The following is a 20816-nucleotide window of genomic DNA, read 5'->3' on the forward strand; positions in this document are numbered from 1 at the left end:
AAGTATTCTTTGAAACCAAAAAGCGTTTTCTGTTGTTGTAATCTTCCGGCACGTTCGGACTGAATACAATGTTTACATCATTAGCCATTTTAAAAAAGTGTTAGTTGGTCAAAATCTAATTTTAAGTCTTCTGCTTTCTTTTTATTTTTGAAATGTGCAGCGCGTTTGCGGTCATTTTCCTTAATAGCGATATCCTTGTAATGCGTTGAGCGTTCAGAAGTCCAACACGCCGGGTTAGACTGGTCAAGCGGGGTTGTTTCTTTAAACCGGAGACAGAACCCGACAGGCTTTTTACCTGCCTCTATATAAAAGTCCGGTTCACAATTTCCGCAGCTTTCACATTGAAAAGAGGGGAGCGCGCGGGGGCGCGCATCCGGGGCGTAAGGATTTAACACCTTTGTAGCATCTTCAATAATGCCAATGATTTCAAACGGTTCGTTCATAGTCAGAGAATGTTAATAATGGATAATCGTTTTTGTCTATTTCTACCTCAAGGGTTTTGAAGTCGCGGAAGTACGTTAAGAGGCTGTAAACGGCATCTAATCCGCCGTGTTTAAACTTATTCAGGATGAGGGGTTGTAAATCATTTTTAGCGATTTTACGCCATACTTCAACAGATATTTTAAGCAGGATTTCATCTATTTCAACATTGTTTACAATCTCATCATCGGTTTTGTCGTGATTTTCCAAGAATTCTGCGTACTCCTTACGGAGTTCCCGGGAGATGTTAACGAAGTGCTTGCCTTGTGTAGCTTCAACATAATGGGCATAAATGCCGTACAGCTTATTGCGTTCCTCTATAGTTTCGTAATTGTTTAGTGCCAGTTTCGCTAAAGCCGTAAACGGAGTTAAGCCCTTACTGCCTTTAATGCTGCCTTTGGTCATTTCTGATGTAATATCATACTTGGCAACATAATCGCTTATATCGCGCGTTAGAACCTGCTGATTTTGTGCGCTAACTTTGCCGTTATTATCTTTATACTTTGCCCAAGATGATATGAATTTTCTCTGAAATTGGCGAATAGCCGGGAGGCTATCCGATTTATAGAAGAAAAGTAAATGCAAATGCGGGTGCCAGCCGTTTGAACCGTAAGTTATTTCAAGGGTTTTCACTTGACCTATAAACGAAAGGGATTTCTTAAAGGCTCGATTTGGTTTATTGTCCATGAATGACCGATAGTTGCGCAATAGCTTATCAAGTGAAGCCTTGAGCATAATGCGAAAACTATGGCGGATAGTTAGCGTTAAAAACCCTATTGAGTAACCGCGTTCCTGATGTTGCTGGATTAGCCCGGACAATAATTCTTTTTTCGCTTCACTGATTTTTAAGGCGCAGACGGGGCAGCGCCAAAATCCGCCACAGTTGGCAACGCCGTTAAAAAAAAGGCTGTCCGATTTTGAGCGACAAAGTGAAATTGGGTTATTCGTATTGCCGTTTATGACATAACCGCAAAACTGTATACGGGGACGGCGTTTGTCCAACGCCTCTTTTAACGTATAGTTTGTCTTGGCAATATTTCTCATCCGGTGCATAAGTGTTTTATAAACTGAACTTAAATCCTCCGGATGCATAACGTTACCGGGATAGATACGGCTTTGTTTGTCGCCGTTGCCGCCGACCAAATCCGTATCTATATCAAGAGGCTGCGCCAACTTATAACGATTACTGCCAAAGTACTGATTATCAAAAAATTGTGCCATTTCAGATGCACTATAATTTATATTATGTAAAATAAAAAGTGAAAAATCTAAGCCGCACTATTCTGTACGGCTTACTAAATTATTTAATCATAACTGGTATATCCCAGTTCTCCCAGCTTAATGTTATATTATTGTTGTTAACTTTATAAACAAGGCGTTCGTTCATGGTAGCCGACTTTTTAGGCTTCACTTTTACACGAATCTTATCTTTAGATTCATCATATTTATAAGCACCCCATTGTTTTGCTTCCTTATTAAAAATTATAGTAGCTGCATCTTTTTCCGGAATTACAAAAAAGGAATACGTACCGGCAGGCAGTTTTTTGCCTTCAACCATAATATCTTTTGTTGTTGTAAAAGTTGTAGCATCATTTGCGCCGGCACGCCATACTTTTCCGTATGGTACTAACGCTCCCCATATCTCTCTTCCTTTTACTGACGGGCTACTGTAGTTAATAGTGATGGTTGAACCATTTATAGTTCCTGTAGCCTTCTCAGCGGGGCTTGCAGGCTTTTTTTCCTGGGCATTTACGTTACCGGCTATGATAAGCATAACTGCCACAATGGTAACTTTAAGTAGTTTTTTCATAAAATGTTTATTTGATTGTTATTTTGTAAAAATAAAGTTAGCAATAATTTATCGTACTAATTTTAACATACCTTTAAATATTTACTGTAAGCATTTTCTTTTATCGGTTCATATTTTATAGTACTTTTATTTCAATAATTAAATAGTATGAGAAACCTTGTTGCAGAACAAGTTGCCGATTTTTTAAAGCGTTTTCCGCCGTTCAGCAGCCTTTCTTACGGAGAACTGACTTCTATTGCCTCACAGTCAAAAATCATATATCTTGAAAAGAACCAGGTACTTTTTAAGGGCGGTGATGCAACACATTCCGATTTTTATGTGGTGAAAGACGGTGCAATCGGGCTTTCACTTACTTCTGATGCAGAAGAAATGCTTGTAGATAAATGTGATGAAGGCGACATATTAGGTTTAAGGCCTTTTTTTGCCAGGAATGACTATTTGCTAACGGCCCGTGCCCGCGAAGAAGCTCTTGTATATGCTGTACCCATAGGTGCATTTCAGCCGTTTGTCTCAGAAAATAAGGCAGTTTTAAACTTCCTGTTACAGAGCTTTGCCTCACAAACACGTAACCCTTACGATAAAATAAATACTGGTAAGCTAATTGCCGAAAACACAATTTATAACGAGCAGGCTGCCGATATACAATATTTTCAGCCTATCCGTTATACTAAAAATCCAATTACTGCAAACCCTGACGATTTAGTAAAATTTATTGCTAAAACTATGTCTAACAGCGCTGTAGGCAGCGTAATCATTCAGGAAGATCAAATGCCTGTGGGGATTATTACCGACTGGGATTTACGCACAAAAATTGCAACAGGGCTGCTGCCGATAGACGCTGCCGCAAAAGAGGTTATGACCTCCCCTGTTATTACCGTTCCCGAAAATATATCTGTTGCAGAAGCACAAATGATGATGATGCGCCATAATGTTACCCACCTTTGCGTTACACGAGACGGTACAGATAACGCGCCGGTAAGCGGAATTATTTCTGAACATGATGTTGTTGCGGCACAGTCTAATACCCCGGGCGTACTGCTAAAACAATCACGCAGGGCTGTAAACGGGAAAGATTTAAAGCACGTACGTGAAAAGCTTACAGAGCTTATACAAAACTCTATCGATAAAAACATCCCAGTATCGTATATAACCAACATAGTTGCCGAAATAAATATTGCCATTATCCGCAGGGCCATAGAACTGGCAGTAGAAAAAACTGGCACTACCCCCCCTGCCCGCTTTTCATGGATGAATGTTGGCAGCCAGGGCCGCAGGGAACAGTTATTACTTACCGACCAAAACAACGCACTTATTTTTGAAGATGTAGCGCCTGAAAATCATGAACAGGTAAAAACTTATTTTACAGAGTTGGCAGAACTTGTTAATGATATGCTGGAAAAAGTGGGTTATCAGTATTCTGCCAATAAAATTGTAGCTTCTAACCCTAAATGGTGCAAATCGTTAACCGACTGGCTAAAGCAGTACAATGAATGGATTAAAAACCCCGCAGAAAAAGAAATTGAAAATAACGCCATATTTTTTGATTTTGATTTTGTATACGGAGTTCCCGAAATAGAAGATGCCCTTAAAGAAAATATAAGGACAGGCACAAAAGGCAACAAGAAGTTCTTTGCTTATCTGGCAGCCGATACACTAAGAAATCCACCACCTTTAGGCTTTTTCAGGCAGTTTCTTGTTGAAAATGATGGTGAGCATAAAGATAATTTTAATATTAAGAACCGCGCATTAGAACCTTTAACAGATGCTGCACGCCTGTTGGCTTTAAGCCATAATATAACCGAAATAACAAATACCTACCAGAGATTTAAAAAACTAGCCGAAACGGAAGAAAAGCACGCAGCTTTATATGAAGAATGTGCAGAGGCTTACAACCTGCTCATGCGCTTCAGGACAGAAGAAGGGTTGATTAATAACAACGATGGTAAGTATCTAGATTTAAACATGTTATCAAAATCAGATAAAGTAAAACTTAAAAACAGTTTTCAACCTATAGCTGATATTCAGGATATAATAAAGAACCGTTTTTCACTCACCTATTTAAAATAAAATGCTCGACTGGATTACCGGCGGAAACATTCCGCAATTCTGGAAAAATTATAGTGCCCTGTTTGATGCCGAAGAAAAGGCAGGAGCAGAAAAACGTTATGTGGTGTTTGACCTTGAAACTTCAGGTACTGATGTTAAGGAAGATGTTATACATTCTATAGGGGCACTTGGGATAACAGGTAATGCTATAGCTATAAATGACTTTTTTGAAACGCAGATAAAGACAGATTTAAATAATGAAGGCTACAATGCAAAGTTGCACCTCTCGGCAGAAAAAGTTGTAGAGGCGGAAGCCATTATACGCTTTTTAAAATTTGCCGGCGATGCCATATTAGTAAGCCATAACAGTAACCTTGATATAGAAATGCTTAACCAGGCATTAAAGCGCCTTGAACTGGGCAGGTTAAAAAACAGCTTCATGGATATTAATGTGCTATATCAAAAATGGAAAGAGCTTCCTGAAGATTATCATGCCACTACCGACGAAATGTGTGATGCTTTAAAAATAAGTAAAGGAGACAGGCACACTGCCTCTGGTAATGCATATAGAAATGCTCTGATATTTTTAAAGCTGAAGAAAAAACTGGGAATTAATCTATAAAAACCGCATCAAATATCCACTTAAAAAATAAAAGCCCCGCTAAACAGGGCTTTTATAGTTAATTACAATACATTTTACTTTTTAATCAATCTGTATTGAGATGTACCTTTTGCTGTACTTAATGATAAGATATATACACCTGAGTTGAGGCTGGATGTATCTATACTGTTTACAACCTTATCAAGCTGAAGTACTTTACCGCCCTGCAGGTTATAAATAACAGCACCTGTTACTTCAGTCCCGTTTGGCTGTATTGTTAGTACATCGCCAACCGGGTTTGGATAAATAACAATATTATTACTATCCACCGCATCTATACCAAGAGGCGGTACAACCTCTGTAGATGCTATATTGGTAATAATTGGCAGGTTATAGTCAAAATATATCCTGGCATCGCCACTCATAACATCACCAATCTGTATATCCGCAACCGGTTTAATTTTATACGCTATAAAACCATTACTTCCGGGAGCGTCGGCAGCTTCATGAGGCAGGTTTATATCATCAAAAATAAATTCTACAAGGTTACCGTCGGTAATTTCTACACGGTAATCATGGCTGGCACTTATCGGCCTGAAGGTTGTCCAGTCAAGGTTAGGGTGCAGTTCGTCTTCAATCCTCACAAAAATAGCACTTGCCGTACCGGTGTTCTGGAACCTGATTATGTAATCTAAATATTCATCAGCCTGTTCTATAAATATTGTCTCGCCCTGCACTACTCTCTTATCATTAGGGTCATAAGAGTTTACAATCTCCTGCTCTAAAGTAAAGGTGTTATCATCAGGTGTGTTATCATTGGCATCGGGTGTAACAGTGGCAGTAAATTCGGCTATTTCACCACCATTAACAGTAGGCGGGGTAAACGTTAGCATTGTAAATGCTATAGCCCTGCTCTGGAACGGCAATATATTATCAATAGCAAAAGTCAGCTGGTTAGCTGTTGCTGAAGTTGCGGCAGGTGTTGCCGAAACAAATGTTTGTAATGCTTCATCAAAAGATAATGTAACAGTCGCATTGGCTACAGTGTGTGTTCCCATATTCTCAATAATCAATTGATAATTGGCATTAAACCCCGGGCGTGCTTCATTAATTGGTAAAATAGTAATATTTAAGTCCTCTATACTTTCTGTTGCAGTAACACAAAAGTTTACTGTTTCAGTATTATTACTACCTGTAAAGTTTACATTTGTGCTAATAGGACTAACCTCGAAGTAATCAGGAATATTAACAACAGCAACATCATAAGAACCTTCAAAAACATTCATTACATATTCGCCCTGAGAATTGCTTATAGCCGCATAACTACCATCTTCATTAGTAGCCTTAATTAAAAAATTAATTGTTGGAATATCGTTTTCATCACAACCATTTGCATCATTGTCAAAAGTAATTGTGCCTGATAAAGTATTAACCTCGCAGTCTTCACTCAGGCTGTCCATAGTAATATCCCATCCTTTTTCATTAATCAAATAATTCCTTAACTGCAGTGAAGAACAATATTCTAAATTTTCTGACCTAAGTGTCATATTTTCTAAACCTAAAACTGCAAAACGCGTTAATAATGCATCATAATTAGCAGTATCTAAACCGCTGTAACCGGCAAAATGGCCATCAGGTCCAAATATATTTCCCTGTTGAAAATCCCAGCTTGAAAGGTCCTGATTAAAGGAAGAAGCGTTTTTAAATGCCCTTACCATATAAGTAACATTAGATACATCCCAATTATCCAGCGGCTGATTAAAAGAAGTTGCTCCATTAAAAATCCTTTGAAGATTTGTTACATTTGATATATTCCAATTGTTTAAAGGTTGGTTAAATGAAGTTGCAGAGTCAAGCATAGTATCCATATTGGTAACGTTTGAGACATCCCAATTACCTATCGGTTGATTAAAGGCAGATGCATTAAAAAACATGCTACTCATATTAGTAGCTCCGGATACATCCCATTCATCCAATGGCTGGTTAAAAGAACTTGCGCCCGCGAACGTCGAAATAAAATTTTCTACATTAGATACATCCCAGTTATTAAGTGGCTGATTAAAAGAAGATGCTCCAGCAAAAGTCATTTGAAGACTTGTAACACTTGACACATTCCAATTATTTATTGATTGATTAAATGATACGGCAGCACTAAACATCCTAAACATATTAGTAACGCCAGATACATCCCAATCACCTATATATTGATTAAAGGCAGATGCATCATAGAATATGTTAATCATATTTGTAACGCCAGATACATTCCACTCACCTATCGGTTGATTAAAGGATTCTGCAGAACAAAACATGCCACTCATATCACTGACATTAGATACATCCCAATTACCTATCGGTTGATTAAAGGAATCTGCATTATAGAACATGTAACGCATATTAGTAACGTTAGATACATCCCAGTTATTTAATGGTTTGTTAAAAGCCGTAGCTCCGTAAAACATATATTGCATATCGGTAACATTAGATACATCCCAATCGTTTATGGATGCATTTAATGCAGCTGCATTCATAAACATTCTGCTCATATTTGTAACCAAACTTAAATCAGGAGTGTCTGTTGCATTGATGTTCAATGCATCACAACCTTCAAATGCACTTTGCATGCTTGTCCACTGCACGTCACCCCACTGCTCTATAGAATATAACCTGGCCGCGGTAAGACTTGACACATTTAATTTAATACGGCTAAATTCTCCCGATATACTCACATAATAAATACCGGGACTGGCATAAAGATGGGTAATGGTACCTGATTGATTGGTTAGAACGGTGCCATCTCCAAAATCAATTGTATAACTATCCGGTATATTGTCATCTTCAATTATCCCAAAAGTAAGGCTCAGGTTGCCTGCGCCAACATTCCACTTACCAATAAAAGGCTCCTGTGCGCTGGCAAAATGTGTGATCAAACAAAAAATAAAGAATAAGTAGTTCTTTTTCATAAGTAAGGATTTTAATACAATCTATAAAAATAAGTATTTAATACTGTATTCTGTATTTAAATAATAAATTTAAGGTAATTAAATTGTTATTAACGTGATTATCTATATTATTGATTTGTTGATAAGTAATCATGTTTCAAACCAAAAAATATGGTTATGTTTGTATTTATAAAGCTTTTTGCTTTAATAAGTTATTAACATTTTTTAAAATTATGCAAAACATTCCAAGTGTTGACCTGCGTGATTTCCTTTCGGATGACCCGGAACGCAAACAAAAATTTGTAAATGAAATCGGAAAGGCCTATGAAGATATAGGTTTTGTTGCATTAAAAGGGCATTTTCTTGATGACCGCTTAGTTGATGATCTTTACGAAGAAGTCAAAAACTTCTTTAGCCTGCCGCTTGAGGTAAAAGAACAATATGAAATACCCGGTATTGGCGGGCAACGGGGTTATGTTTCTTTCGGTAAAGAGCATGCAAAAGGCCGTAAAGAGGGTGATTTAAAAGAATTTTGGCATTTTGGACAGTATCTTAAAGAAGGCTCACGATATGCAGGTGAATATCCTGAAAATGTTGAAGTAAAAGAGCTACCCAAATTTAATGAAGTTGGAAAGGAAGCCTATAAAATGCTGGAGAAAACAGGTGTTTACGTACTAAGAGCGTTGTCATTATACCTTGGTCTTGACGAGTTTTATTTTGATAAATATGTAGCCGAAGGCAACAGTATATTACGCCCAATACACTACCCCCCTATTACCCACGAGCCTGAAAATGCAGTGCGTGCAGCAGCACACGGTGATATTAACCTTATAACCCTGCTTATGGGTGCACAAGGCCGTGGACTGCAGGTGCAAAACCACAACGGCGAATGGATAGATGCCATTGCGGAGCCTGATGAGATTGTTATAAATGTAGGCGATATGCTTAGCCGCCACACTAACAATAAACTTAAAAGTACCATCCATCAGGTGGTTAACCCGCCAAGGGAGCTTTGGGGAACTTCACGCTATTCTATACCGTTTTTTATGCACCCGGTTAGTGAAATGAAGCTTAACTGCCTCGAAAACTGTATTGATGCAGAAAATCCTAAGCAATATGAAGATATTACAGCGGGCGAATTCCTGCACGAACGCCTTGTAGATTTAGGATTAATCAAAAAATAATCGTTAATTTTATAGCGTTAATAGGCATCAGGTTTATGTATAGCCTGATGCTTTTTTGTTTAAACAGATGTAACCATGGCAAAAAATAAAACCAACAGCCTTGCAGATTTGGGTGGCTTTGTATTTTCTACCAACAAAGATTTTGAGTTTGATAATAATGAAGAGCAGCAGGAAACCCTGCAAAATAATGAGCAACGGCTTGAAGCGCACCTTGATAAAAAGAACCGTGGCGGCAAAATAGCTACTGTTATAAAAGGCTTTGAAGGATCTGACGATGATTTAAAAGCACTTGCAAAAAAACTGAAAACACTTTGTGGTGTTGGCGGCTCTGCTAAAGATGGGGAGATCATCATACAGGGAAATTTTCGGGATAAGGTAATGGATTATCTTATAAAAGAAGGCTACAAAGTAAAGCGCGTTGGCGGCTGATTATTAACCAAACCAGAACTTAACCAAATGCAAATAAAAGAATCTGAGCTTATTTTAAATCCTGACGGCAGTGTTTACCACCTTAACCTGCGCCCGGAAAATATAGCAGAAAATATAATTTTTGTGGGCGACCAGGACAGGGTCGAAAAAATAACCCGCCATTTTGATGTGGTGGAATTCAGTACACAGAAGCGTGAATTTAAAACCCAAACCGGAATTTATAAAGGTAAGCGAATAAGTGTAATATCTACAGGTATCGGTCCTGACAACATAGATATTGTTATGAATGAGCTTGATGCACTTGTTAATATTGACCTGAACACACGCACGCCAAAACAGGAACTAACTTCTTTAAATATAATAAGAATAGGAACATCCGGAGCTTTACAGCCTGATATACCGGTTAACAGTTTTGTTATGAGCCAGTACGGATTGGGTTTAGACAATATGATACAATCCTATACGGTTGATAAAGTAACAGACACAGCTATTGAAGATGCCTTTATAGCCCATACAGGTTGGGATATGCGCAAAGGCAGGCCTTATGTGGTGAAAGCCGGAGAGAAGCTTTTACAGGCTATTGAGAGCGATATAATGAGGAAAGGTTTCACTGCTACAGCAGGCGGCTTTTATGGCCCGCAGGGGCGTGTTTTAAGGCTTGATATCCGCGATAGCGAACTGAATAACAAGATGGACAGTTTCAGCTACGACGAGATAGCTATTACCAATCTTGAGATGGAAACGGCAGCCATATATGGGCTTTCGGCACTGTTGGGGCATAATGCAGTATCGTTAAATGCCATTATTGCAAACAGGGCATTAGGAACATTTAGTACAGACCCTTATGCAGCTGTAAATGGGCTGATTACATATGCGCTGGAAAGAATTGCCAAAATATAAACAGAGATGAAAAAAATTAAAATAGCCGGGGTTCCGGAGCATTTTAACCTACCCTGGCATTTATGTATAGAGAATGGAGATTTCAAGGCTCAGGGTATAGACCTCGCCTGGACTGATGTTCCTGAAGGTACAGGTAAGCTTTGCCAGATGCTGCGCGATGGCGAAACAGATATTGCCGTTATACTTACCGAAGGGATAATTAAAGATATTGTAGCAGGAAATGACAGTAAAATTGTTCAGGTATATGTGTCTTCTCCGCTAATATGGGGCATCCATGTGGCAGCCGGATCACCTTACAAGAATATAGCAGATTTGAAAGATACAAAAGTAGCCATAAGCCGCTACGGTTCGGGTTCGCACTTAATGGCCATAGTAAATGCTAAGATACAGGCATGGCCTACAGATAACCTGCAATTTGAAGTTATTAATACGCTTGATGGCGCTGTTGAAGCACTTACAGCAGGCAAAGCCGATTATTTTATGTGGGAACGCTTTATGACTATGCCCATTGTAGATAAAGGTATCTTCAGGCGTGTAGGCGACTGCCCCACTCCATGGCCATGCTTTGTAATTGCGGTGCGTAATGAAGTTTTAAGTGCCGATGCGGCTATTATTGGAACAGTTTTAGATATTATAAATTCATGTACCGCCAACTTTAAAAGCCGTCCTGCCATTACAAACCTGCTTGCCAAACGCTATAACCAGAAAGAGGAAGATATTGCCGAATGGCTGCAGCTTACCGAATGGTCTCAGGATAAACTTGACAGGCAAACTTTTAATAAAGTACAAAACGAACTGTCAGCACTTGGCGTTATAGAAGTAAAAGCAGATTTCGAACAAGCAACAGGATAAACCAAACCCGGTTTTGCGCTAAAACCAAATGATAAAAACGGAAAAAATCACGTATAATGCTATCAAAGAAAAGCTTCAGGTTAAGAAGCCTTGGGATTCCATTATCATATTGGCGCTTAACATACTTATATCCATCCCTGTTTTTATTATATTACACCAAAACCTTATAGACCCCGAGTGGCCGCTGCATTTAGACAGAGTGCTTATTTTTTTGTCGTTGCTTATTATCTTACAGCTCGTTTTGCGGATGCTGAAAACCATAATTATAATCTGCCTTGTTCTGTACTTGCTGGCATTGCTATACGGTTCAGCATTTGGTGATTATGGCTTCAGGTCGGTTTTTGAGGATTATCAGGCCATGATATATACCATGTCTGAAGACCCTAATCCTCAGGATATCATTATATCGAAACTCCTGCCCTTTCCCAATAAATCTGAAATAGTGGATGCTGTTGATTACAATACCCCTGCGGTACGGAACTTTGCCCTCTCTGCAACAACCAAATTTTTTAAAGAGGTAAAAGGGCATCACGACCAGCGCAAGATGATACAGTGTTTTGCGGTATTTAAAGAAATTCGCGATAAATGGAATTATGTGAACGACCCCAAAGGACGGGAGTACATAGCCTATGCGAGCGAATCTTTAGAACACTTTTCAGGCGACTGTGATGACCACGCTATCCTGATGGCGGCTTCTATAAGGGCTATTGGAGGCACGCCACGTATTATCCATACGGGTGGGCATTTGTATCCTGAAATGCTTGTGGGTGACATGGCTGACCTTGAAGAGGCTAACTACCTGATTAAAGAGGTTTTATTTCCTGATGAGAGCCGTGGTAAAGAAATACATTACCATATAGACGAACACGGGCAGGTTTGGCTAAACCTTGACTATACAGCCTCTTATCCCGGCGGGCCTTTTATGAGCGAAGAGATATTGGGCGCGCTAACGCTTAATTAGCTTTTAGCTGTCAGATTTTTAGAAATGGAATTCAGAATAGCACATTTTGGAACCTGAAACCTGAAACCCGACTCCTAAACTTTGAACATTAAACTTTAAAGATTGAATGCCGAAGCCTTACCATTCTATCGCCTTTTTACCTTTTGCATGCAGAAATTCGTTAGCAAGGCTGAAATGCCTGTTTCCAAACCAGTGCCCTTTATTGGCACTTAGCGGCGAAGGGTGTCCGGAAAGTAAAACCTTATGTTTTGTAGCATCAACACGTGCACCCTTTTTCTTGGCATACCCGCCCCAAAGCATAAACACAATATCTTTTTTATTATCTGATATTTTTTGAATTACTGCATCAGTAAAGGTTTCCCACCCTTTGCCCTGATGGCTGCCTGCCTCGCCCTGCCTTACTGTCAGTGTGGCATTAAGCAGCAGCACGCCTTGGTCGGCCCAGCGTTCAAGGTTGCCTGTCGGCGGAAAAGGCTTGCCCAGGTCATCCTGTATCTCCCTGAAAATATTAATCAAAGAAGGCGGCATCGGCACACCATCATTAACCGAAAAGCACAGGCCGTTAGCCTGCCCCGGCCCGTGGTATGGGTCCTGCCCGATTATAACAACCTCTGTCTTGTCAAAAGGGCAATGGTCAAAAGCAGCAAAAATGCGGCTTCCCTTAGGGTAGCAGGTATGTGTTGTATATTCTTTTTTTACAAAATCTATAAGCTGCTTAAAGTAAGGTTTGTTAAACTCTTCTTCCAGTATATTTTTCCAGGAAGCATTAATATTTACATCCATAACAGGTAGTTTGTGCAAATATAACCATTAGGGTTATTACCAAACGTTAGGCAGTTCTTAAACTTTGGCTGCCAAAAGTACAGCAAGCCCTATTATGTAGTATTTTTGCATAGAATTTGCTTAGGCTAAAGAATGATTAGTATCACAGAAAAAACATTACAGGATTTAGAGTTCAACACGGTGCTGGAGGCGGTTTCGGCTGCCTGCGTAACCGAGCCCGGAAAAGAGCAGGCATTAAGCATAGCTCCTTTTAAAGACAGGGAAACGCTGCTCGAATCGCTGTACCAGACATCAGAATACGTTTCGTCATACGATAATAACAATGCGCTGCCCAACCACGGGTTTGAGCCTGTTAATAACGAAATTAAGTTTCTCTCCATAGAGGATAGTTACCTTGAAGCTCCCGCATTCGGTAAAATTGCATCGTTATCAGAAACTACAAATACACTTATAAAGTTCCTCGAAAAATTCAGCGACTACTACCCTACCTTGTATAAAAGATCGACACAGGTAGAATATACCAAAGAAATTGTAAAAAGTATTGAAAAGGTTGTTGATAAATACGGCGAAATAAAAGATGATGCATCGCCCGACCTGCAAATTATCCGCAGGCAGATGAACGAGGTTAAAGGCAGGATAAACCAGAGTTTTGCTTCTGCACTAAGCCACTACAACGGTTTGGGTTATCTTGATGATATTAAAGAAACGGTTGTAGAGAACCGCAGGGTACTGGCAGTGCTTGCCATGTATCGCCGAAAGGTAAAAGGATCTATATTGGGCAGCTCTAAAACAGGCAGCATTGCTTATATTGAGCCTGAGGCTACCCTTAAATATTCGCGTGAGCTTAACAACCTTGAGTATGAGGAAAAAGAAGAGATAAAGCATATACTAAAAACCCTCAGCAGTATTCTTCGCCCTTATGTACCGTTGCTACAGGACTATCAGCAATTTTTAACCGATATAGATGTAACGGCAGGTAAGGCAAAATATGCCCGCAGGATAAACGGGCTTTTACCAAAAATTACTGATGAAAAGCGGCTGTTTTTCAGGGATGCCTACCACCCTATCCTGTACCTTAACAACAAGCGCAAGCAGGAAACTACCTATCCGCAGACGATAGAGCTGACACAGGAAAACCGTATTATAGTAATATCAGGCCCTAATGCCGGGGGGAAAAGTATCACACTGAAAACAATTGGCTTGTTGCAGCTAATGCTTCAGTGTGGGCTGTTGATACCCGTTCATGAACGTAGTGAAACATTTTTGTTCGACAGGATATTAACGGATATTGGTGATAACCAGTCTATAGAGAACCACCTGAGTACCTACAGCTACAGACTTAAGAACATGAATTACTTTTTAAGGAAGTGCAATGACAAAACCCTGTTCCTGATAGATGAATTCGGTACCGGTTCTGACCCAGAACTTGGAGGCGCCCTTGCAGAGACTTTCCTGGAAGAGTTTTACCACCGTGAGGCATTTGGCATTATCACTACGCACTATACTAACCTTAAAATGCTGGCTAACGAATTACCGTTTGCCACCAATGCCAATATGCTTTTTGATGAAAAGTCGTTAGAGCCTATGTATAAGCTGATACTCGGCCAGGCGGGAAGCTCGTTTACATTTGAAGTAGCACAAAAGAATGGCATTCCTTATGGCTTGATAAACAGGGCTAAAAAGAAAATAGAAAAAGGCAAAGTGCGTTTTGATAAAACCATTGCCACCCTGCAAAAAGAACGCTCTAAGCTGGAAAAAACATCCCAGATATTAAAAGAAGAGGAAACTAAGGCACGTGAAGAAAGTAAAAAGATGGAAGGCATAAACAGCAGGATACAGCAAAAGCTTGAAAGCTATCAGGAACTGTATGATGCTAACCAAAGGCTTATCTATATCGGGCAAAAACTGGATGATATAAGCGAAAAATACTTTAATAATAAGAATAAAAAGGAACTTATAGGTGAATTCCTGAAAATGGTTGAGATAGAAAACTCTAAGCGGAAAAAATTAGCCCCGAAAGAGAAGAAAATCAAAGAAACCCAGCAAAAGCAGATAGTGGCTGAAGTGCAGGAAAAGGTTGAAGCTATCCGCAAAGAAAAGAAGGAAAAAAAGCTAAAGGAAAAGCCTGTTGAGAAGCCAAAGGCAATACTAAAAATTGGCGACAGGGTGCGTATGACCGATGGTAAAGCCGTAGGTACACTCGATGCTATAGAGAAAAACAAAGCTACTGTAAACTATGGTATTTTTACCTCTAAAGTTGACCTTGAATCACTTGAGCTTGTTGAAGCTGTAAAAAAGTAAGTTATGGAAAAGCTGCCTAAAGACAAAAAGATCATACTGTTTGATGGTGTCTGCAACCTGTGCGACAGCACTGTTCAGTTTGTTATAAAACACGACAAAAAGGATGTTTTCCGCTTTGTGCCATTGCAGTCAGATCTGGGTAAAGAAATAACGGATTATATAGGTTTAGACACTTCTAAAACAGATTCTATAGTTTTATACGAACCCGGTAAAGCTTATTACTATAAAGCAGAAGCCGCCATGAAGATTGCCAAAGAGCTGGGCGGTATATATTCATTTTTAAGTGCTTTCTCTGTTTTGCCTTCGTCGCTCACAAATGTTGTTTATGACTATGTTGCCCGCAACCGCTATAAGTGGTATGGAAAAAAAGACGAATGCATGATACCCACACCTGAAATGCGTGCTAAGTTTTTATAATATATAAAAGCGCAGGATATTTTCCTGCGCTTTTAGTTTAGGAAATTGCTTATTGGGCAAAATCCTGCTCTAATACCTTTTTGATAGGTGTAGGTTCTTTACCTGTTATCTTTTTATAATCATCAGTGATACTGTCAACATTATTTGCTGCTATAGTACCGTAAACACTGATAAGATAATCAGCAATAAATTCCGGTGCACCTGATTCTGTAAGCACCGATTTAAACTGTTCAGGCGAAGGATTAGGATAGCTGATGGTGCGTCCTGTAATTTCTGTCAGCAGTTTGGCAACATCATGATACGAAACGCTTTCAGGCCCTGTAAGCTCATACACTTTTCCCGAATGTCCTGGCTGTGTTAAAGCAATGGCAGCGACTTCGGCAATATTATCAGCATCAATAAATGACGCTTTTCCGTCGCCGGCAGGCATAAAAATAATATCGCGCTGAGTTATATTATCTCCTTCATAGTTTTTAAAATTCTGAGCAAAGAATGTAGGGCGCAGTATGGTATAATCAAAACCATCATCTTTCAGCTTTTGCTCAAGCTTAGGATGAAAATCCAGCCCCTGCATTTTGTCTCCTTTATAGGCAGAGAAATATACCACCCTTAAAATACCTTTTTCTTTAAGAAAATCTAAAAAAGGCGTTAATACCGCATCAAGCCCCAGTACTAACGGTGGCCCAAGTACAAAAGCGGTATCTACTCCTTCAGTAGCGTTTTTAAATGACGACGGGTCATTATAATCAAAGTACACATCTTTCCCTCCTTTTGGGTTTCGTGTTCCCGAAAGGTAATCTGCACCAAGATTTTCGAGGTGTTTTACCACTAATTTGCCTATTGTACCGGTAGCGCCGGTTACTAAAATTTTAGCCATACTGTATTACTTTTTAATATTAATAGTTACTTTTGGTAACTCAAAATTAAAAAGTAACTGTTGCCTGTGCAAGAAGGCACAGCAGCATAACATAGTAACACCAAAGTAACTATTATGGAAAATACTGCCTTTAAAGAGCAAAAAAAATTTCAGGATATTTTTTGGAAAGCTAATGAAACCCGTAATGGTATATGCCCGGTAAGGGATATTATTGCACGCATAAGTGATAAGTGGAGTATGCTAACCATTTACGCACTTGGCGGCTATGGAACGTTGCGGTTTAATGAAATTAAGAGACTTATTGGAGATGTATCGCAACGGATGCTGACAGTTACACTGCGTAACCTTGAAACCGACGGGCTGGTAGAGCGAAAGGTGTTTCCTGAAGTACCGCCCCGGGTAGAATATAACCTTACCCCTCTTGGGTTTAGCCTGCTGGAGCAACTGGTACAGCTTGGCGGCTGGGCAGAGCAAAACAGTGCCGCTATTATAAAGAACAGAAAGGCGCAGTAATTAAATTATATCAGGGTCGCCTTTACCTTCCCTTACCAGAACCGGTTCCTCGCCCGAAAGGTCTATAATAGTTGACGGGGTGTTATCGCCATAACCACCATCTATAACTGCATCTACAAGGTTTTGCCATTTCTCAAAAATAAGCTCCGGGTCGGTAGAATATTCCAGTACCTCGTCATCATCGTGTATTGAAGTCGATACTATGGGGTTGCCCAGTTGCCTTACAATTTCACGCGCAATGTTGTTATCAGGCACCCTTATACCAACGGTGTTCTTCTTTTTAAATTCTTTTGGCAGGTTGTTGTTACCCGGCAATATAAATGTATAGGGACCCGGTAAAGAACGTTTTAAAATTTTGAACGTACTGGTATCTATCTGCTTTACATAATCAGAAAGGTTACTAAGGTCATAACACACAAAAGAAAAGTTAGCCTTATCAAGCTTTATCCCTTTTATCCTCGCAATACGTTCCAGTGCTTTTGTATTGGTTATATCACAACCTAATCCGTACACGGTATCGGTAGGATAAATAATAACCCCGCCGTCACGTAAAATCTTTATGATTTTTGCTATCTCACGTTCATTAGGGTTTTCCGGGTATATCTTAATAAATTGTGCCATGAGGTTTAGTTAATTCCAAAGTTTAAAGTTAAGGCTTTTTATTTAAAACATTCAAAAGCCAAAAGCTTAATTAAGTTCTAAAAATTAGCTAAATACTGTTAATCAGCCTGAGCATCTGCTTTAATTTAAATACCTTGTAGTGAACCTTAAACTGATTATAAAACAAAACTTTAAAATTATGGCTGAAATTAAGATTGAAAAGAAGAAACCGGTATGGCCGTGGATACTTCTGCTGCTTGTTATTGTAGGTGTTATTGTGTACTTCCTTGTTTTCCGAGATGAAGAAACCAATACAACAGTTATTGAGGAAACCCCTGTTGCTGCCGAAACTGATGCAAACGGAAACGAAGGAAATGATGCATTATCTGGCAACGCCGAAATTGCAGCCTATGTAGATTACATAGACTCAAACAGAAATGAAATGGGGCTTGATCATGAATATACTAATGAAGCCTTTAGTAAGCTTATTGCAGCAACTAATGCAGCGGCAGATGAAACAGGATATGATATTAATAAGGATATGGAACAAATCAGGGCGTATTCTGAAAGAATAACAAACGATCCTTATGAAACCAGCCATGCTGATAACATCAGGAAAGCAGCAGATAATATAGCTGTTGTTTTACAGAATATACAGCAAAACGCAAATCCGGAACTTTCTGCGGAAGCATCTGCTGTTAAAGATGCGGCAGCTTCCATAAACCCTGCAGAACTTACATTAGATCAGAAAAATGAAGTGAAATCATTTTTTGATGAAGCATCAGTACTGCTCGAAAAAATTAATCAATAATAAAAAATTACAAATTATGAGTACCAACGATAAAACCAATAAAAGATTATACAGGCTTGATGAGCTTTCAGACTATAAAGTAGCTTCTGATTATCCCGATGTAAGGGGCTGGGAATTGTTAGACGCCGAAGGCAGGAGAATAGGTAAAATAGATAATTTGCTTGTAAATAAATTTGAAGAGCGGGTAGTTTATCTTGATGTAGAAGTAAATGAAGAACTCATTAAAAAAGGACATGAAGTATTCAGGACACCGGCAAGTGAAGGCATACATGAATATCTTAATAAAGAAGGCGAAGATCATCTTGTTGTGCCTATAGGAGCTGTAGCAATTGATGAAGACGCAGGCAATGTGGTTTGCAATACCATTAGCTTCGACACTTTTGCTCAAACAAACAGGTATAATAAAGGCGCTGAAATTGACAGGGAATATGAAGTTAAGCTTTTAGCGGTTTATTATCCTGAAGATGAAATTAACCCTGAAGAAGAAGACTTTTACAACAGAAGATACTTTAATAACAACAGGAGTTAAAAGATTATTTACGGAAATTAAAAGCCAAAGCATTTTATGTTTTGGCTTTTTTTATTTTATCAGCAGATGAAAATTTATTTATAAATTGTATGCATGTTTTATTAACTGCCCAACTATGAAAAAAAATTCTCTACTGGCATTTATAGTAATATGCCTACTGTTTTCTACCGTTTCATGTATAAGCGTTAAAGCTCCTGAAATAGTAGGCTTTGTGAGCAAATATAAAAAGACAGATAAAGAATATCCGGGGTTGCTGGTGAAAACAAACCCTAATGAGCCTGTTTGTAACTTTCCTATTGCTGAAACTCCGAAGGTGTATATAATTAATGGTTCACAATTAAAAGACTGCCTTGCAGATTACAAAAAAGCCATAGTTTATATCTGGGATCCGCATTGTGCTTCAGAGCAATGTGTCTCCCCTACTTTACTACAACAATATTGCAATGAACAAGATACTGAACTTTTTGTAGTAGCCGAATATTATGATGGTAATGAACTGAGCCAGTTTTATGATACAAAACACCCGATTTTCGGGATTGATACAGAATACTATAAAACAAACTTTACAGACCGTTATACACGCCTATTTTCAGAAGATTTAGCCATAAAAGCAGCTAAAGATAATTACAGCAGGATGCACTACTTTGAGAATGGTGAGTATAAAGGTTTTGGTGAATTTTCAACACAATCTACACGATAGTTATAAAGCAGGAACTTTTTATATTATATTACTGTGTTTAAAATCCCTCCCGAAAGGAATACTTCCAGACTACATTTCATGGTTTTACTTAGTAGTGTATTCTTTATAATATTTTTGTCCAACCACACCGAAAGACCACCTTTCCTATAAAGACAAAAACATTTACCAAGAAATTTCTATTTGCTCCGCACTTTTTGTTTATTCAATTTATATTCTATACCCCAATTTGCCATAGTCTGTATAACTGGCGATAATGTAAGCCCAAATTCGGTTAGCGTATATTCTACCTTTGGAGGTATCTCCGCATAAATTTTTCTGCTAATAATACCATCGTTTTCTAATTCTCTTAACTGTTGTGTAAGCATAGATTGCGTGATACCTATTACACTACGTTTCAATTCGCCAAACCTTGCTGGTGCCGTATGGTATATTGCATTGATAAGAATTGGCTTCCATTTGCCCCCCAAAACTTTCATTGTAGCAGTTACGGGGCAAGTACTTTCATCAAAAATGAAAGTTTTTTTATCTATAAAAACTTCATTATCAATATTAGTATTGTTTTTCATACTTACTTTGTTTTATTATCCTACTTGTACATTTAATTTTAACATTAGATATTTGTAGTACAAAATTAAATAAAACAATTTAAATAATAACAACATGGAAAAATTCATTCTTATTTTCAGAGGTGGTAATACTCATATTTCTACTGCTAATTCACAAGCCGAAATGGACATCATTCAAACGTGGGATAATTGGATGCAAGGACTTGCTGAAAAAGGAATTCTTGCTGGTGGCGATGCGCTTAATGTATTAGGAAAGCATGTAACTGGTTCAAAAAAAGTAGTTTCAGATGGTCCGTATGCCACAGGAAATGAAATGGTTGGCGGCTACTTAATCGTAAATGCCCAGGATATTAATGATGCAGTGGAAATTTCAAAAGGGTGTCCGATTTTAAATGAAGACGGTAGCGTAGAAGTTCGCCCAATTCAAAAAAGATAAATGTAAAATTTAGGATACTTCAAAATATCAGGACATCAAAAAAATTGATCATCTTTTTCGCAATGAGGCGGGAAAGATGGT

At 38.7% G+C, this 20816-nt stretch carries 22 protein-coding genes; 14 read left to right on the forward strand and 8 right to left on the reverse strand.

Annotated features, from left to right (window positions below):
• Nucleotides 1–89: 89 nt before the first annotated feature.
• The 3 genes from KJK34_RS04705 to KJK34_RS04715 form a co-directional block, all read right to left on the reverse strand.
• Nucleotides 90–443, reverse strand: a complete 354-nt coding sequence (locus KJK34_RS04705; RefSeq protein ID WP_223052698.1) for a hypothetical protein — start codon at nt 441–443, stop codon at nt 90–92.
• Nucleotides 427–1701: a protein rep gene (locus KJK34_RS04710; protein WP_223052699.1), complete on the reverse strand. Its 1275-nt coding sequence runs from the start codon at nt 1699–1701 to the stop codon at nt 427–429. The genes KJK34_RS04705 and KJK34_RS04710 overlap by 17 nt, the downstream gene beginning before the upstream one ends.
• A gap of 79 nt (nt 1702–1780) precedes the next feature.
• Nucleotides 1781–2290: a DUF2911 domain-containing protein gene (locus KJK34_RS04715; RefSeq protein WP_223052700.1), complete on the reverse strand. Its 510-nt coding sequence runs from the start codon at nt 2288–2290 to the stop codon at nt 1781–1783.
• Nucleotides 2291–2437: 147 nt separating this feature from the next.
• On the opposite strand from KJK34_RS04715, the gene KJK34_RS04720 reads away from it, so the two are divergent.
• Both KJK34_RS04720 and KJK34_RS04725 read left to right on the forward strand, forming a co-directional pair.
• Nucleotides 2438–4357, forward strand: a complete 1920-nt coding sequence (locus tag KJK34_RS04720; protein ID WP_223052701.1) for a DUF294 nucleotidyltransferase-like domain-containing protein — start codon at nt 2438–2440, stop codon at nt 4355–4357.
• 1 nt (nt 4358) lies between these two features.
• Nucleotides 4359–4958, forward strand: coding sequence for a 3'-5' exonuclease (locus KJK34_RS04725; protein ID WP_223052702.1), 600 nt, complete (start codon nt 4359–4361; stop codon nt 4956–4958).
• A 74-nt stretch (nt 4959–5032) separates the two neighbouring features.
• Here the strand turns inward: KJK34_RS04725 and KJK34_RS04730 are convergent, their stop codons facing one another.
• Nucleotides 5033–7897 carry a BspA family leucine-rich repeat surface protein gene (locus tag KJK34_RS04730; protein ID WP_223052703.1) on the reverse strand — a complete coding sequence of 955 codons (2865 nt, stop codon included), beginning with the start codon at nt 7895–7897 and terminating at the stop codon, nt 5033–5035.
• Nucleotides 7898–8109: 212 nt separating this feature from the next.
• Here KJK34_RS04730 and KJK34_RS04735 point away from each other — a divergent pair, with 212 nt between their 5' ends.
• From KJK34_RS04735 to KJK34_RS04755, 5 genes are all read left to right on the forward strand, one after another.
• Nucleotides 8110–9060 (forward strand): isopenicillin N synthase family dioxygenase, encoded by a 951-nt coding sequence (locus KJK34_RS04735; RefSeq protein WP_223052704.1) that lies wholly within the window; start codon nt 8110–8112, stop codon nt 9058–9060.
• Between the two features lie 75 nt (nt 9061–9135).
• The gene (locus KJK34_RS04740) at nt 9136–9489 is read left to right on the forward strand and encodes a translation initiation factor (protein ID WP_223052705.1); all 354 of its coding nucleotides are present in this window, start codon (nt 9136–9138) and stop codon (nt 9487–9489) included.
• 27 nt (nt 9490–9516) lie between these two features.
• Nucleotides 9517–10389, forward strand: a complete 873-nt coding sequence (locus tag KJK34_RS04745) for a nucleoside phosphorylase (protein ID WP_223052706.1) — start codon at nt 9517–9519, stop codon at nt 10387–10389.
• Between the two features lie 6 nt (nt 10390–10395).
• Complete coding sequence (locus KJK34_RS04750) at nt 10396–11241, forward strand: substrate-binding domain-containing protein (RefSeq protein WP_223052707.1); 846 nt, start codon at nt 10396–10398, stop codon at nt 11239–11241.
• Nucleotides 11242–11269: 28 nt separating this feature from the next.
• Nucleotides 11270–12202, forward strand: coding sequence for a transglutaminase domain-containing protein (locus tag KJK34_RS04755; RefSeq protein WP_223052708.1), 933 nt, complete (start codon nt 11270–11272; stop codon nt 12200–12202).
• Between the two features lie 117 nt (nt 12203–12319).
• On the opposite strand, the gene KJK34_RS04760 is transcribed toward KJK34_RS04755, so the two are convergent.
• Nucleotides 12320–12985 carry a uracil-DNA glycosylase gene (locus KJK34_RS04760; protein ID WP_223052709.1) on the reverse strand — a complete coding sequence of 222 codons (666 nt, stop codon included), beginning with the start codon at nt 12983–12985 and terminating at the stop codon, nt 12320–12322.
• 132 nt (nt 12986–13117) lie between these two features.
• Between KJK34_RS04760 and KJK34_RS04765 the strand changes: the two genes are divergently transcribed.
• On the forward strand, nt 13118–15286 hold the full coding sequence (locus tag KJK34_RS04765; RefSeq protein WP_223052710.1) for an endonuclease MutS2: 2169 nt from the start codon (nt 13118–13120) through the stop codon (nt 15284–15286).
• 3 nt (nt 15287–15289) lie between these two features.
• A complete protein-coding gene (locus KJK34_RS04770) occupies nt 15290–15703 on the forward strand; it encodes a thiol-disulfide oxidoreductase DCC family protein (protein WP_223052711.1) in 414 nt (137 codons plus the stop codon).
• Between the two features lie 49 nt (nt 15704–15752).
• Here KJK34_RS04770 and KJK34_RS04775 read toward each other — a convergent pair whose 3' ends face one another.
• A complete protein-coding gene (locus KJK34_RS04775) occupies nt 15753–16580 on the reverse strand; it encodes an SDR family oxidoreductase (protein ID WP_223052712.1) in 828 nt (275 codons plus the stop codon).
• Nucleotides 16581–16694: 114 nt separating this feature from the next.
• Here KJK34_RS04775 and KJK34_RS04780 point away from each other — a divergent pair, with 114 nt between their 5' ends.
• Complete coding sequence (locus KJK34_RS04780) at nt 16695–17093, forward strand: winged helix-turn-helix transcriptional regulator (RefSeq protein WP_223052713.1); 399 nt, start codon at nt 16695–16697, stop codon at nt 17091–17093.
• Here KJK34_RS04780 and KJK34_RS04785 read toward each other — a convergent pair whose 3' ends face one another.
• Nucleotides 17094–17714 carry an L-threonylcarbamoyladenylate synthase gene (locus KJK34_RS04785; RefSeq protein WP_223052714.1) on the reverse strand — a complete coding sequence of 207 codons (621 nt, stop codon included), beginning with the start codon at nt 17712–17714 and terminating at the stop codon, nt 17094–17096. It lies immediately after the preceding gene.
• Nucleotides 17715–17892: 178 nt separating this feature from the next.
• Here KJK34_RS04785 and KJK34_RS04790 point away from each other — a divergent pair, with 178 nt between their 5' ends.
• The 3 genes from KJK34_RS04790 to KJK34_RS04800 all read left to right on the forward strand — a co-directional run bounded on the left by KJK34_RS04790 (nt 17893) and on the right by KJK34_RS04800 (nt 19733).
• Nucleotides 17893–18504 (forward strand): hypothetical protein, encoded by a 612-nt coding sequence (locus KJK34_RS04790; protein WP_223052715.1) that lies wholly within the window; start codon nt 17893–17895, stop codon nt 18502–18504.
• Between the two features lie 16 nt (nt 18505–18520).
• Nucleotides 18521–19033, forward strand: a complete 513-nt coding sequence (locus KJK34_RS04795; protein ID WP_223052716.1) for a PRC-barrel domain-containing protein — start codon at nt 18521–18523, stop codon at nt 19031–19033.
• A 115-nt stretch (nt 19034–19148) separates the two neighbouring features.
• Nucleotides 19149–19733 carry a hypothetical protein gene (locus KJK34_RS04800; RefSeq protein ID WP_223052717.1) on the forward strand — a complete coding sequence of 195 codons (585 nt, stop codon included), beginning with the start codon at nt 19149–19151 and terminating at the stop codon, nt 19731–19733.
• A 176-nt stretch (nt 19734–19909) separates the two neighbouring features.
• On the opposite strand, the gene KJK34_RS04805 is transcribed toward KJK34_RS04800, so the two are convergent.
• Nucleotides 19910–20299, reverse strand: a complete 390-nt coding sequence (locus tag KJK34_RS04805) for a winged helix-turn-helix transcriptional regulator (protein ID WP_223052718.1) — start codon at nt 20297–20299, stop codon at nt 19910–19912.
• A gap of 94 nt (nt 20300–20393) precedes the next feature.
• Between KJK34_RS04805 and KJK34_RS04810 the strand changes: the two genes are divergently transcribed.
• Nucleotides 20394–20735: a YciI family protein gene (locus KJK34_RS04810; protein ID WP_223052719.1), complete on the forward strand. Its 342-nt coding sequence runs from the start codon at nt 20394–20396 to the stop codon at nt 20733–20735.
• Nucleotides 20736–20816 lie beyond the last annotated feature (81 nt).

It is taken from the genome of Flavobacterium coralii, from assembly GCF_019891545.1.
In the GTDB taxonomy this organism is placed as follows: Bacteria; Bacteroidota; Bacteroidia; order Flavobacteriales; family Flavobacteriaceae; genus Flavobacterium; species Flavobacterium coralii.